14 protein-coding genes and 1 pseudogene are annotated in these 12007 nt (G+C 69.8%); all 15 read left to right on the top strand.

The window, feature by feature from the left end; all coding sequences use genetic code 11:
- Positions 1-103: 103 nt before the first annotated feature.
- Positions 104-664: a GspH/FimT family pseudopilin gene (locus AB3X43_RS04070; RefSeq protein ID WP_369428599.1), complete on the top strand. Its 561-nt coding sequence runs from the start codon at positions 104-106 to the stop codon at positions 662-664.
- An 8-nt stretch (positions 665-672) separates the two neighbouring features.
- Positions 673-1134, top strand: coding sequence for a type IV pilin protein (locus AB3X43_RS04065; protein WP_369428598.1), 462 nt, complete (start codon positions 673-675; stop codon positions 1132-1134).
- Positions 1131-1850: a PilW family protein gene (locus tag AB3X43_RS04060; RefSeq protein WP_369428597.1), complete on the top strand. Its 720-nt coding sequence runs from the start codon at positions 1131-1133 to the stop codon at positions 1848-1850. Before AB3X43_RS04065 ends, AB3X43_RS04060 begins: the two co-directional genes overlap by 4 nt.
- Positions 1834-3087 carry a hypothetical protein gene (locus AB3X43_RS04055; RefSeq protein WP_369428596.1) on the top strand — a complete coding sequence of 418 codons (1254 nt, stop codon included), beginning with the start codon at positions 1834-1836 and terminating at the stop codon, positions 3085-3087. Before AB3X43_RS04060 ends, AB3X43_RS04055 begins: the two co-directional genes overlap by 17 nt.
- Positions 3084-4280, top strand: coding sequence for a type IV pilus modification PilV family protein (locus tag AB3X43_RS04050; protein WP_369428595.1), 1197 nt, complete (start codon positions 3084-3086; stop codon positions 4278-4280). Before AB3X43_RS04055 ends, AB3X43_RS04050 begins: the two co-directional genes overlap by 4 nt.
- A gap of 34 nt (positions 4281-4314) precedes the next feature.
- Entirely contained in the window at positions 4315-5463 is a 1149-nt protein-coding gene (gene ribD, locus AB3X43_RS04045; RefSeq protein WP_369428594.1) for a bifunctional diaminohydroxyphosphoribosylaminopyrimidine deaminase/5-amino-6-(5-phosphoribosylamino)uracil reductase RibD, read from the top strand.
- An 18-nt stretch (positions 5464-5481) separates the two neighbouring features.
- On the top strand, positions 5482-6573 hold the full coding sequence (gene ribBA / locus AB3X43_RS04040; protein WP_369428593.1) for a bifunctional 3,4-dihydroxy-2-butanone-4-phosphate synthase/GTP cyclohydrolase II: 1092 nt from the start codon (positions 5482-5484) through the stop codon (positions 6571-6573).
- A gap of 28 nt (positions 6574-6601) precedes the next feature.
- The gene (gene ribH / locus AB3X43_RS04035) at positions 6602-7066 is read left to right on the top strand and encodes a 6,7-dimethyl-8-ribityllumazine synthase (protein ID WP_369428592.1); all 465 of its coding nucleotides are present in this window, start codon (positions 6602-6604) and stop codon (positions 7064-7066) included.
- The gene (nusB, locus tag AB3X43_RS04030; RefSeq protein ID WP_369428591.1) at positions 7063-7572 is read left to right on the top strand and encodes a transcription antitermination factor NusB; all 510 of its coding nucleotides are present in this window, start codon (positions 7063-7065) and stop codon (positions 7570-7572) included. Before ribH ends, nusB begins: the two co-directional genes overlap by 4 nt.
- A 32-nt stretch (positions 7573-7604) precedes the next feature.
- A complete protein-coding gene (locus AB3X43_RS04025; protein WP_369428601.1) occupies positions 7605-8786 on the top strand; it encodes a pyridoxal phosphate-dependent aminotransferase in 1182 nt (393 codons plus the stop codon).
- Between the two features lie 45 nt (positions 8787-8831).
- A complete protein-coding gene (locus AB3X43_RS04020) occupies positions 8832-10142 on the top strand; it encodes a serine/threonine-protein kinase (RefSeq protein ID WP_369428590.1) in 1311 nt (436 codons plus the stop codon).
- Positions 10143-10156: 14 nt separating this feature from the next.
- On the top strand, positions 10157-10564 hold the full coding sequence (gene ybgC / locus AB3X43_RS04015; RefSeq protein ID WP_369428600.1) for a tol-pal system-associated acyl-CoA thioesterase: 408 nt from the start codon (positions 10157-10159) through the stop codon (positions 10562-10564).
- The gene (tolQ, locus tag AB3X43_RS04010) at positions 10561-11283 is read left to right on the top strand and encodes a protein TolQ (protein WP_369428589.1); all 723 of its coding nucleotides are present in this window, start codon (positions 10561-10563) and stop codon (positions 11281-11283) included. The genes ybgC and tolQ overlap by 4 nt, the downstream gene beginning before the upstream one ends.
- Before the next feature lies 1 nt (position 11284).
- Positions 11285-11737 carry an ExbD/TolR family protein gene (locus AB3X43_RS04005; protein ID WP_369428588.1) on the top strand — a complete coding sequence of 151 codons (453 nt, stop codon included), beginning with the start codon at positions 11285-11287 and terminating at the stop codon, positions 11735-11737.
- Between the two features lie 6 nt (positions 11738-11743).
- Positions 11744-12007 (top strand): annotated as a pseudogene (locus tag AB3X43_RS04000) (hypothetical protein); the annotation flags it as partial.

Genomic DNA, 12007 nt, shown 5'->3' with positions numbered 1-12007 from the left:
ACCGCTCCCTCTTCGGAGGGAAGCGCATACCACCAGCGCCTGCCTAGACTGGTCGCCAGCGATCCAGCACAGGCGAACGGGGGGATGGATGGTCCGGACAACGATGCAGGCGAGAACACACGCTGCCCATGCGGCACACGGCCTGACGCTGGTGGAGCTGCTGGTCGTGATGACCGTGACCGCGGTCCTGCTGCATGGGGCCACGCTGTCGTTCTCGACCTGGCTGCAGCGGCAGCACCTGCTGGGCATCTCGGCGCAGTTCAACGCCGACCTGCAAACGCTGCGCGCCGCTGCCGTCACCCGGCACCGGATGCTGCGCCTGACCTTCCAGGACACCCCTGCCGGCACCTGCTACTTCCTGCACAGCGGCGACGCCGACGCCTGCCGCTGCAGCGCCAACCCGCAGGCAGAGCCTCAGGTGAGCTGCATCGCCGGCACAGAGCTGCTGCGGGCCGCACTCGTGCCGGGATCACGGCGCATCCGGCTGCAATCGAATGTGGCCAGCCTGCGTGTCGATCCCCGCCACGGCACCTTCACCCCCACGGGCAGCATCGACGTTTCCGCCACCGACGGCAGCAGCGCCTTGCGCCACATCGTCAACATCCTGGGTCGCGTGCGCACCTGCGCCCCGGGGCCGCAATTCACCGGTTACAGCGCGTGCTGAGACCGGCCATGCATCCCCACTGGCCTGCCCACCAGGGCATGACCCTGATCGAGCTGGTCATCGCGCTGGTCCTGGTGGCCATCATGGCAACGCTGGCCGCACCCAGCTGGCTGGGCCAGATCCAGCGGATGCGGCGCAGCGACGCCATCGTCACACTGGCCCAGATCCAGCAAGCCCAGGAACGCTGGCGCTCCCAGCGCCCGGGCTATGCCACCGGGCTCGGTAAGGACGCACTCGACCTGCCTTCGGTCAGTCCGGCGGGTCACTACGACGTCAGCACATCGGTCCAGCCCGACACCGCACAGCGCGACTACCGAGTCACGGCGATCGCCAGAGGCACTCAAGCCGATGATCGACTGTGCCGCTGGCTGGTGCTCGACGTCGAGTCGGGACAACTCCACCACCGGTCTGGTCCGGACGAGCAAGCCGGCAACGCAGACACGCAGAACCGGCAGTGCTGGAAATCATGAGTTGCCAGAGCCGCTGCACGCATGGATGGAGCCTCATCGAGCTGATGCTCGCGATCGCACTCGGCCTGCTCCTGTTGACCGGATTGCTGCAGCTCGCCGCGGTGCACACCGATGAACAGCGCCGTCTGCTGCTGGAAAGTCGCCTGACACAGGACCTGCGCACCGCGATCGAGCTGATCTCCCGGGATGTCCGGCGCGCGGGCTACTGGGCCGATGTGTCCGGCGGCGCATGGGATGGCACCCACCCATCCGCCACGTTGAGCCCCAATCCCTACCGCGGCGTGGTGTTGAACGGCCCGACGGCTGCACCCTGGATCGGCTACAGCTATAGCCGAGACCTCACCGAAGACAACATCAGCGGCAACCAGGAAAAGTTCGGCCTTCGGCTGAACACCAGCAGCCAGGTCATCGAGTGGCGTCTGTCCGGCAGTGCCATCGCACCGGACGACCGCGACAGCTGGCAGGCACTGACCGATCCGGCCTTGGCCCGCGTCACACGCCTGTTGATCCGGATCGAGGAGCAGCGGCAGAGCCTGCTCGCACTCTGTCCGCTGACAACGTGCAACGGACAGGCGCGCTGTCCGCCCGAACGCGTGCAGCGCAAGGTTCGGGTCGAACTGGATGCACAGGACGCCCGAGACAGCCGGGTACAGCGGCAACTGTTCACGGAAACGCGGCTGCGCAATGACGAGGTCACCGGTGCATGCCCGACCTGAGGTGCCGCAGCGCACCACCGGCTTCGGCACGCTCGCGATGGTGATGACCTTGCTGCTGATCGCGCACTTGAGCCTGCTCTACAGCCACCGGGCGCTGCTGTTCGAGCAGCGTGCCAGCGCGGGTCAGATCCGCGCCGTTCGCGCGCAGGAAGCCGCGCAGGCCGGACTCGACTGGGCCGCATCGCATCTGAATGACGCCCGTGCGCTGGACAGCCGGTGCCTGCCGATACCGCAGGACGCCGCCGCACCCCCCGCCACGCTGCGTGCCCGCTGGGACCGCAGCCTTGCCACGGCAGTGGCCCTGCAACCCGCGTGCGTGCTGGCCGATTCCGGCCCGGACTGGAACTGCCACTGCCCCGACAGCGGTGCGGGCCGGGTCTCGTCCCCTGCAGCCGACCTGGAGGCACCAGCCTTTGCCGTGACCATGCAGAACGGCCCGCGCGCGGGAGTGTGGACGCTGACCGCCGAGGGCTGCTCGAATCCGGGCCCGGATTGCGGCAACGCCAGCGCCGCCGAACCCGATGCACGCTACCGCGTCACCGCCGTGCTGGCAGCACTCGGGCAGGTGGTACAGGTGCCGCTGGCCGCACTGACGAGTGTGGGCGCCGTCACGCTCATGGACGGCGCTGGCGTCATCAATGCCGACCACACCAGCGGCGGCATCGCCATCGACAGTGGCCATGCGATCAGCGTGCAGGCGCCAGCCAAGGTCTTCGGCCCGGCGGGACAGCCCGTCTCGGCCGGGCTGGTCGCCGATGACCCACCGCTCACCGCGGGCAGCGATGCACTCTGGCGGCGCCTGTTCGGGCTGGAAGTCGCCACGCTGAAGGCGCTGCCATCGTGGCAGATCCTCGCCTGCGCAGGTGGATGCACCGGCAGTGACCTGGACGTGGCCTGGACCCTGGGCGCACGAGCGCTCTGGCTGGACGGCGATCTGACGCTGGCACAAGGTCGCTGGGGCACGGCCGAGGTACCGCTGCTGCTGGTCGTGCGCGGCACGCTGCGGGTCGGTCCGGACGCGTCGCTGCAGGGACTGGTCGTGGCCAATCGTGTGGATGCCCAGGTGGTGACCAGCCCGCGCAGCCTGCTGCGTGGTGGCCTCGTCAGTCTGGACACCACCCTGCTGCGCGGCCAGATCGACGTGGCCAGGGATGCCACCGTGCTGGCGCGCGCCGCGGCGCTGGGTGGGGCACTCGTTCCGGTGCCTGGCAGCTGGTTCGATCCGCACACCCGATGAGGAACAGCCATGTCGGTCTGGCGCTGATTGAACTCCTGGTGGCCATGGCCGTGCTCGGTCTGGGCACCGCCTCCTTGCTGCAATTGCACCTCGAACTGCGCCGCACCACCGACCTGTCTCGCCAGCGCAGCGAGGCTGTCCGCCACGCCGCACAGGATCTGGAGCAACTGCGCTGGAGCGGCCCGGCCGACATCGTCGCCACCGGCCCCGCACCGATCAACGCCGCCACGCCGACCGGCTACACCTTGCAGCGCAGCGTGCACACCGATGCCATCGGGCGCCTGCGTTCCGTCGCCACCACCGTGCGCTGGACGGATCGACAGGCCACCACACACACCGTGACGCTGGGGACGGCTCTCACCGCACTCGATCCCGCACTGGGCGCCGCCACGCTGCTGAACCGCACGCCCGCACTGACCGGCACCGGACTGGGCAGCTCCGGCACACCGGAGCGTTCGCTGCGCATCCCCGCCGCCGCACACGATCTTGGCGATGGCCGCCACGCCTTCAAGCCACGCACCGACGAGGCCCTGGTCTGGCTGTTCGACAGCCGCTCCGGCGACGTGACCGGGCGCTGTGACAGCGCGGTCGGGCTCCCGGCCGCTTCGCTGGACGCGGCCAGCCTTGGCAACTGCCGGGCACTCAGCGGCCTGCTGCTCAGCGGTCACATCCGCTTCGCCACGGACCGCGACAGCCTCTCCGCGGCCGATGCCGAACAGCCATCCAGCCTGGCCATGGGAACCAATCTTCGTCTGACGCTCACCACGACCGGCCACCCCAGTCCAGCCTGGGAGTGTGCGCAGGACGGGCCGACCGGCGTACCGCCCGGCATCACGACCAGGACATCGATCGCGTACCACTGCGTGGTCCAGCCAGTGCCGCCGGCATCGGGCGGCACACCCCGCTGGTCGGGACGGCTCGATCTGGTGCCGCAGGACTGGCTGCTGGTCAGCGCCACCGGTGGCAACACCGGACGCTTTCGCGTCTGTCGCTACAGCGCCGACCATGACGGCAACGGCCGCATCGACAACATCGAACACCCCGCCAGCTACAGTGTCGTGACCACCACGCTGGGCAACCAGAACTTCCTGGTGATCCGGGCGGCAGCCCGCTGTCCACTCGACGCCGGCCCTTTCAGCGCATTCGCCACAGGCAATCCGGTCGACGACAGCACGCTGGCCCACCAGCCATGAAGACCTGCAGGCCGCCAGCGCGGACAATCACGCCATGAGCGACACACCGACCTCCTCCTTCACGGCACATGACCAGGTGGCCATGGCCCAGGCACTGACCTGGGCGGCACTGGGCATCGGCCTGACCGACCCCAATCCACGGGTGGGCTGCGTGATCAGCGACGGGCGGGGGCATGTCCTCGGCGCCGGTCACACCCAGCAGGCCGGTGGCCCGCACGCCGAGGTCATGGCGCTGCGCGCCGCGCAGGCAGACGGTCACGATGTACGCGGCGCGACCGTGCATGTCACGCTGGAGCCCTGCGCGCACCACGGCCGCACACCGCCCTGCGCCGACGCGCTGGTCGCCGCCGGCGTGGGCCGGGTGGTCGCCGCCGTGCTGGACCCGAATCCGCTGGTCGCCGGACAGGGGCTGGCACGGCTGCAGGCCGCCGGCATCCAGGTCGCCCACGGGCTGATGGCCGACGCGGCACGCGAACTCAACATCGGCTTCTTCTCGCGCATGCTGCGCGGACGGCCATGGGTTCGGCTGAAGGTCGCTGCCAGCCTGGACGGCCGCACCGCTCTGCCCGACGGCACCAGCCAGTGGATCACCGGCCCGGAGGCACGCAGGGATGGCCATGCCTGGCGCCGCCGCGCAGGTGCCGTGCTGACGGGCATCGGCACGGTGCGCGAGGATGATCCGCGGCTCGATGTCCGGCTCGTGCCGACGGCCCGCCAGCCGCTGCGGGTCGTGCTCGATGCACGGCTCGACACACCCGCCTCGGCCCGGCTGCTGGAACCGCCGGGGGAGGTGCTGCTGTGCTGCGCCGCATCGGCACTGAACAGCACGCGGGCGTCGGCGCTGTTGCGGTCGAACGTGACCCTGGCACCCGTGCAGACCGACGCCAACGGCTGGATCGATCTGCCGACGGTGCTCGAAGCGCTGGCACAGCGGGGCGTGAACGAGCTGCACATCGAAGCTGGCCAGCACCTCAACGGCAGCTTCGTGCGCGCTGGTCTGGTCGATGAATACCTCGTCTACCTCGCCCCCAAGCTGATCGGCGCCGGCCGCGACATGGCGGCCTTCGGCCCGCTGGCCACGCTGGTCGACGCCACACCGCTGGTGTTCACGGACCTCGCCCGCGTCGGTGGCGACGTGCGGCTGATGGCACGATCTGCAACGGGGTTCGGCTCTCCGGCCTGAGCCGCCTACAATCGAGGGATGCCGATTTCACCCATTCCCGAGCTGGTTGCCGAACTGGCGGCCGGTCGCATGATCATCCTGGTCGACGAAGAAGACCGGGAAAACGAAGGCGATCTGGTCTTTGCCTCCGATCTGGTCACCCCCGAAGCGATCAATTTCATGGCCCGTTACGGCCGTGGCCTGATCTGTCTGACGCTCACCCGAGAGCGCTGCGAATACCTGCATCTGCCGCCCATGGCCGCCCGCAACGGCACCAAGCACAGCACCGCGTTCACCGTCTCGATCGAGGCGGCCACCGGCGTGACCACCGGCATCTCGGCCGCGGACCGTGCCCGCACCGTGCAGGTGGCCGTCGCACGCGACAGCGTGGCACGCGATCTGGTGCAGCCCGGCCACATCTTTCCGCTGCAGGCGCAGGACGGTGGCGTGCTCATGCGTGCCGGCCACACCGAAGCGGGCTGCGATCTGGCACGCATGGCCGGACTGTCGCCGTCGGCCGTGATCTGCGAGATCATGAAGGACGACGGCACGATGGCGCGCCTGCCCGACCTGCAGGAATTCGCCCGCGAGCACAACATCAAGATCGGCACCATCGCCGACCTCATCACCTACCGCAGCGGCAACGAGTCGCTGATCGAGTGCCTGCACCAGGACCGGCTGACGACGCCCTGGGGCGCCTTCGACAGCCGCGTCTACCGCGACCGCACCGGCCAGGTCCATCTGGCACTGAGCGCAGGCGCCTGGACCAGCGAGGACGAGGTGCTGGTGCGCGTGCACGAGCCGCTGTCGGTGATGGACCTGCTCGACATCGGCCGCGCGCGCCATTCCTGGTCGCTGCCGCAGGCGCTGACCACGCTGCAGGAGTCCGGCCGCGGCGTGGCCGTGCTGCTCAACGTGGCGCAGGACGCCCAGGCGCTGCTCGGCGTGGCCCTGCCGCCCGCTGGCGAGCCGCCGCGCCCCACCATGGACCTGCGCACCTACGGCGTCGGCGCCCAGATCCTGCGCGACCTGGGCATCCGCCGCATGAAGCTGCTCAGCAACCAGCGCCGCATGCCCAGCATGGTCGGCTACGGCCTCGAAGTCACCGGTTTCATGCCCGTGGCCGCCTGAACTTGAACTCCAACCCAAGGAACAGACCATGCAAGGCGCAGACAAGGGCACGACACCCCGCCTGGACGGCAGCGACCTGCGGGTAGCGATCGTCCAGGCCCGCTTCAACGCAGCCATCACCGACGCACTCGCGGAACACTGCGTGAACGAACTGGTGCTGCTCGGCGTGCAGCGCAAGCACATCCGCCATGTCGGTGTGCCCGGCGCACTGGAAGTGGCCGTGGCACTGCAGGCCTTGGCCGAGTCGAACGACCACGACGCGCTGATCGCGCTGGGCTGCATCATCCGTGGCGAGACCTACCATTTCGAGCTGGTCGCCAACGAGAGCGGTTCGGCCGTGACACGGGTGTCGCTGGACCACGGCGTGCCGATCGCCAACGCCATCCTCACGGTCGAGAACGAAGCCCAGGCCTGGGCGCGCACCGAAGAGAAAGGCCGCGACGCTGCACGCGTCGCCGTCGAAATGGCCAATTTGCTGGAAGACCTGACTTGAACTCGACCCCTAAACCCCGCGGCGACACCACCGGCCCGGGGGCTGCACGTCCCAAATCCGCCCGCCGCCGTTCCCGTGAACTGGCGCTGCAGGGCCTCTACGAGTGGCAGATCAGCCGCGCCGAGACCAGTGCCGTGCGCTCCCACATGCGCGAGCAGGACGAGTTCAGCAAGTGCGACAGCGCCATGTTCGACGCCCTGCTGCAAGGCTGCATCGAGCAGGCCCTCGCACTGGACGGCCTGCTGACGCCGCACCTCGACCGCCCGATCGCCGAGCTGTCGCCGATCGAGCACGGCGTGCTGCTGATCGGCCTGTACGAACTGCAGCACTGCGTGGACGTGCCCTACCGCGTCGCCATCAACGAGGCGGTCGAGCTGGCCAAGGCGTTCGGCGGCACCGATGGCCACAAGTACGTCAATGGCGTGCTGGACAAGGCCGCCGTGGACCTGCGACCGGACGAGGTGGCCGCCCAGCGCCTGGCCCGCTCGGCCCCCCGCGCCGGATGAGCCTGCGCCGCACGCCGTCGGTGCCCGACCCGCTGCGCCTGGCGCAGCGGGTGGCCGGCATCGAGCCGTTCTGGGTGATGGAGTGCGCCAAGGCGGCGGACGCCATCGCCCGCACCGCGGCGTGCGACCCGGCGCAGGGTGGCGAGCGGATGATCTACCTGAACATCGGCGAGCCGGACGAGACGGCGCCGCCCGCCGTGGTGGCCGCCGCGCAGGCCTGCCTGGACGCCGGCCGCACGCAGTACACCCACGCCGTCGGCCTGCCCGCACTGCGCCGGGCACTGTCGGACTGGTACGCCAGCCGCTGGGGCGTGGACATCGATCCCGGCCGCATCGTGGTGACGGCGGGTGCCTCGGCCGCGCTGCAGCTGCTGTGCACCGCGCTGGTCGAGCCGGGCGACGAATTCCTGATGCCCGACCCGTGCTATCCCTGCAACCGCCACTTCGTGACGGCGTCGGGCGGCACGGCGCGGCTGCTGCCCACCACACCAGCCCAGCGCTTCCAGCTCGACGCCCGCTCGGTGGCCGAGGCCTGGGGAACGGCCACGCGCGGCGTGATGCTGGCGTCCCCGTCGAACCCGACGGGGACCTCGGTGCCCGCCGAGACGCTGGCGGGCATCGTCGAGGTCGTGCGTGCCCGCGGAGGCATCACCATCGTCGACGAGATCTACCTCGGCCTGAGCTACGACAGCGACGCACAGACAGCACTCGCATTGGGCGATGACGTGCTGGTGGTCAACAGCTTCTCGAAGTATTTCGGCATGACGGGCTGGCGCCTGGGCTGGCTGGTGCTGCCCGAGGCCCTGGTGGCGCCGATCGAGAAACTGGCGCAGAACCTCTACATCTGTGCCTCGACCATCGCGCAGCAGGCGGCGCTGGCCTGTTTCACGCCCGAGACGCTGGCCGTGTGCGAGGAACGCCGCGCGGCGATGAAGGCCCGCCGCGACTTCATCGTGCCCGCGCTGAATGCGCTGGGGCTGACGGTGCCGGTGCAGCCGGACGGGGCGTTCTACGTCTGGTTCGACGTGACGGCCCACGCATCCGACAGCTGGCAGTTCTGCTTCGAGATGATGGAGAGCGCCCACCTCGCGTTCACCCCAGGCCGCGACTTCGGTCACACCGAGACAGGCCGCTACGCCCGTCTGTCCTTCGCCAGCGCGATGGATGATCTGCACGAGGCCGTGCGACGCCTGCAACGCGCACTGGGGCGCTGACGCGCTTCGGCGCCTGCCAGCGTCCATGCCCATGACCCGCCCCTGATGCCCACGACGATCCGCACACCCGACGACACCCGCCCTGCGGCCCGGGACGCGCTCTGCGCCGACAGTGCGTCCGGTTTCTGGCTGCCCACCAGTCCGGGTGATCTGTCCGACCTCGGCGAGAACACCCTGCCGCCGGACAGCATCTCCTTCGAGCGGCAGATCGGGGAGGCCCTCGGGCCACCACAGCGGCGCCGGAGTGCAGCGCCAAACGAGTCCACCCAGCGATTGGGCACAGGGTCCGACTCGCCAACACCACGGCTGGCCGAGGACGCCAATGCACCCGCCTACAGCGGTCAGATGGGTCGCTATGTGCTGGAGCGCCCCCTGGGGGCCGGTGGCCTGGGCACGGTCTGGGCCGCTTACGACACCGTGCTGGCCCGGCGAGTAGCCGTCAAGACACTGCCGCTGGCGGTGCCCGAACACGAACGCAAGCACCTCACCGAACGTGTGCTCGACGAGGCCCGCGCCGCGGCCCGCCTCAGCCACGCCCACATCGTGACGGTGCATGACGCGGGCGTCAGCCCCGACGGGGCCTACATCGCGATGGAGCTGCTGCAGGGCAAGGACCTGTCGCAGATGCTGCGCTCCGGCTGGCGCCCCACGGCCGAGCAGGCCGCGCTGATCGTGCGCCGGGTCGCCGACGCGCTCAGCTACGCGCATGGCAAGGGCGTGGTCCACCGCGACATCAAGCCGGCCAACATCTTCATGGTCGGGCGCACGCGGCCGGTGGTGCTCGACTTCGGCATCGCCCAGCTGCTGCACCAGACCGACCCCGTGGGCGGGCCGGCGCTCGGGTCACCGTTCTATGCAGCACCCGAGCAGTTCGATGGTCTCGAATGCGATCCGCGGACGGACGTGTACTCGCTGGGGGTCGTGCTGTACGAACTGCTCACCGGCCACCGCCCGTACGGCGGCACCTCGCTGGCCGAGATCCGCGCCGCCGTGCGCGCCGCCCGCCCGCGGCCACCGCGCGAGTACAACCCTGACGTGCCAGCACCGCTCGCCGCCATCGCGCTGCAAGCCATCGGCATCGACCCCATGCAGCGCCAGCGCACCGCCGGCACGGTGGCGCGCGAGTTGCGCGCCTGGCTGGCCACGCAGGTGCCTGCAGGCGTGGTCACCGAGACGGTGCCGGGCGCGGTGACTCCTCTGCTGACCGCCGACCCGCCGCCGCTCGCGGCCACCGCGCCCATGCCCGAACCCATGGCACCGCCGCGGGAGCGGCCGAGCTGGATCCTCAGTACCCTGCTCGCCGTCGTGCTCGTGCTGCTGTTGCTGGTCGTGGCGATGCTGTGGCTGAACACCTGACCACCGAGACCGACATGGCCGACCCGCTGTTCCAATGGCCCCTGCGCATCTACTGGGAGGACACCGACGCCGGCGGCGTGGTGTTCTACGCCAACTACCTCAAGTTCTTCGAGCGCGGCCGCACCGAGTGGCTGCGCGGCCTCGGGTTCTCGCAGGAAGCGCTGCGCCGTGACGAGGCGGCGATGTTCGTCGTCAGCGACACGACCGTGCGCTACCTGCGGCCCGCACGGCTGGACGACGAGGTCGTCGTCACCGTGCGGCTGGCCGAGTCGGGCAAGGCCAGCCTGGTGATCGACCAGCAGGCGCTGCGCGGCAGCGACGTGCTCGCCGAAGGCCGCATCCGCATCGGCTGCGTGGACGCGCAGACGCTGCGCCCGCGCCGCATTCCCTCCAACCTCCTCGCCTCCATCGGACTCGCATGAACCAGGACCTGAATATCCTGCAACTGATCCTTCACGCCAGCGTGGTCGTCCAGATCGTGATGGCCATCCTGCTGACGGTGTCGCTGGCCAGCTGGGCGGTGATCTTCAGCAAGATCGTCGGCCTCAAGAAGGTGAGCCAGGGCAACGAACAGTTCGAGCGCGACTTCTGGTCCGGCCGCCACGTCAACGACCTCTACCAGCAGAGCGAGCGCAACGCACAGCATGCCGCACCGATGGAGCGCATCTTCACCGCCGGCATGCGCGAGTTCCTGAAGCTGCGCGAACGCCGCGTCAGCGACGGCGGCGCGCTGCTCGACGGTGCACGCCGGGCCATGCGGGCAAGCTGCCAGCGCGAGCTGGATGTCGTCGAATCGCACCTGTCCTTCCTGGCCACCGTCGGCTCGGTATCGCCCTACGTCGGCCTGTTCGGCACGGTCTGGGGGATCATGCACGCCTTCACCGGGCTGGCGAACCTGCAGCAGGTCTCGCTGTCCACCGTGGCCCCGGGCATTGCCGAGGCGCTGGTGGCCACCGCGATCGGCCTGTTCGCCGCCATCCCGGCCGTGATCGCCTACAACCGCTTCGCGCGCGACATCGACCGGATCGCCATGCAGCAGGACAACTTCATGGAAGAGTTCTCCAACATCCTGGCCCGCAACGCCAACCAGTCGGTCGGCACCGCCGCCGCTGCCCCGGTCTCCGCACCGGGTCGGTTCTGACATGCCGGCCGTGAGCAGCCGCGGCTCGGGCCGCCGCCGCACGATCAACGAGATCAACATGGTGCCGTTCATCGACGTGATGCTGGTGCTGCTGATCATCTTCATGGTGAGCGCGCCGCTGATGACGCCGGGCGTGATCGACCTGCCCACCGTCGGCAAGGCGCAGCGCCAGCCGGACCGCATCGTCGAGGTGCAGCTCGACGCGGGCGAGCTGCTGCGCATCAAGGTCGATGGAAAGGCCGACGCCGCCAATCCGGACGCCGAGGGCGAACGCATCGCGCTGCCGCAGCTTGCCAAGCGGATCCAGGCGCTGCAGGAGGGCGCCACCCAGACGCCGGTCATCATCTCCGCCGACAAGGGCGTGAAGTACGAAGCGGTCGTGAAAGTCATGGACACGCTGCAGAAGGCCGGCATCGCCCGGGTCGGACTGGCCGTGCGCACGACAGGCGCCTGAACGACGATGGCCAGCCCGACTCCACCCCCACCGCCGCCGGACACCGTGCGCGACCCGGTGCGCCACCCACCCTCGGCGGACAGCCTGCGCCTGGGCACGACGGTCGCATTGCTCGCCCACGTGGGGCTGATCGCCGCGTTGGCCTACGGTGTGGCGTGGAAGCGCGAGGAGATCGCCACGGTCAGCGCCGAGCTGTGGTCGGCGGTGCCGCGCGCAGCGGCCCCCGTGGCCCCACCGCCTGCGCCTGCGCCCGAGTCACCACCAGCACCG

This window comes from Sphaerotilus sp., from assembly GCF_041083715.1.
Taxonomy (GTDB): domain Bacteria; phylum Pseudomonadota; class Gammaproteobacteria; order Burkholderiales; family Burkholderiaceae_C; genus Sphaerotilus.
The sequence above is the reverse complement of the archived record's forward strand: the minus strand, read 5'-3'. Positions and strand labels throughout refer to the sequence as shown.

Excerpts from the sequence above, each read along its gene's own strand:
- AB3X43_RS04070 (WP_369428599.1), top strand. The coding sequence starts at position 104 with ATGCAGGCGAGAACACACGCTGCCCATGCGGCACACGGCCTGACGCTG.
- AB3X43_RS04065 (WP_369428598.1), top strand. The coding sequence starts at position 673 with ATGCATCCCCACTGGCCTGCCCACCAGGGCATGACCCTGATCGAGCTG.
- AB3X43_RS04060 (WP_369428597.1), top strand. The coding sequence starts at position 1,131 with ATGAGTTGCCAGAGCCGCTGCACGCATGGATGGAGCCTCATCGAGCTG.
- AB3X43_RS04050 (WP_369428595.1), top strand. The coding sequence starts at position 3,084 with ATGAGGAACAGCCATGTCGGTCTGGCGCTGATTGAACTCCTGGTGGCC.
- ribD (WP_369428594.1), top strand. The coding sequence starts at position 4,315 with ATGAGCGACACACCGACCTCCTCCTTCACGGCACATGACCAGGTGGCC.
- ribBA (WP_369428593.1), top strand. The coding sequence starts at position 5,482 with ATGCCGATTTCACCCATTCCCGAGCTGGTTGCCGAACTGGCGGCCGGT.
- ribH (WP_369428592.1), top strand. The coding sequence starts at position 6,602 with ATGCAAGGCGCAGACAAGGGCACGACACCCCGCCTGGACGGCAGCGAC.
- AB3X43_RS04020 (WP_369428590.1), top strand. The coding sequence starts at position 8,832 with ATGCCCACGACGATCCGCACACCCGACGACACCCGCCCTGCGGCCCGG.
- ybgC (WP_369428600.1), top strand. The coding sequence starts at position 10,157 with ATGGCCGACCCGCTGTTCCAATGGCCCCTGCGCATCTACTGGGAGGAC.
- tolQ (WP_369428589.1), top strand. The coding sequence starts at position 10,561 with ATGAACCAGGACCTGAATATCCTGCAACTGATCCTTCACGCCAGCGTG.
- AB3X43_RS04005 (WP_369428588.1), top strand. The coding sequence starts at position 11,285 with ATGCCGGCCGTGAGCAGCCGCGGCTCGGGCCGCCGCCGCACGATCAAC.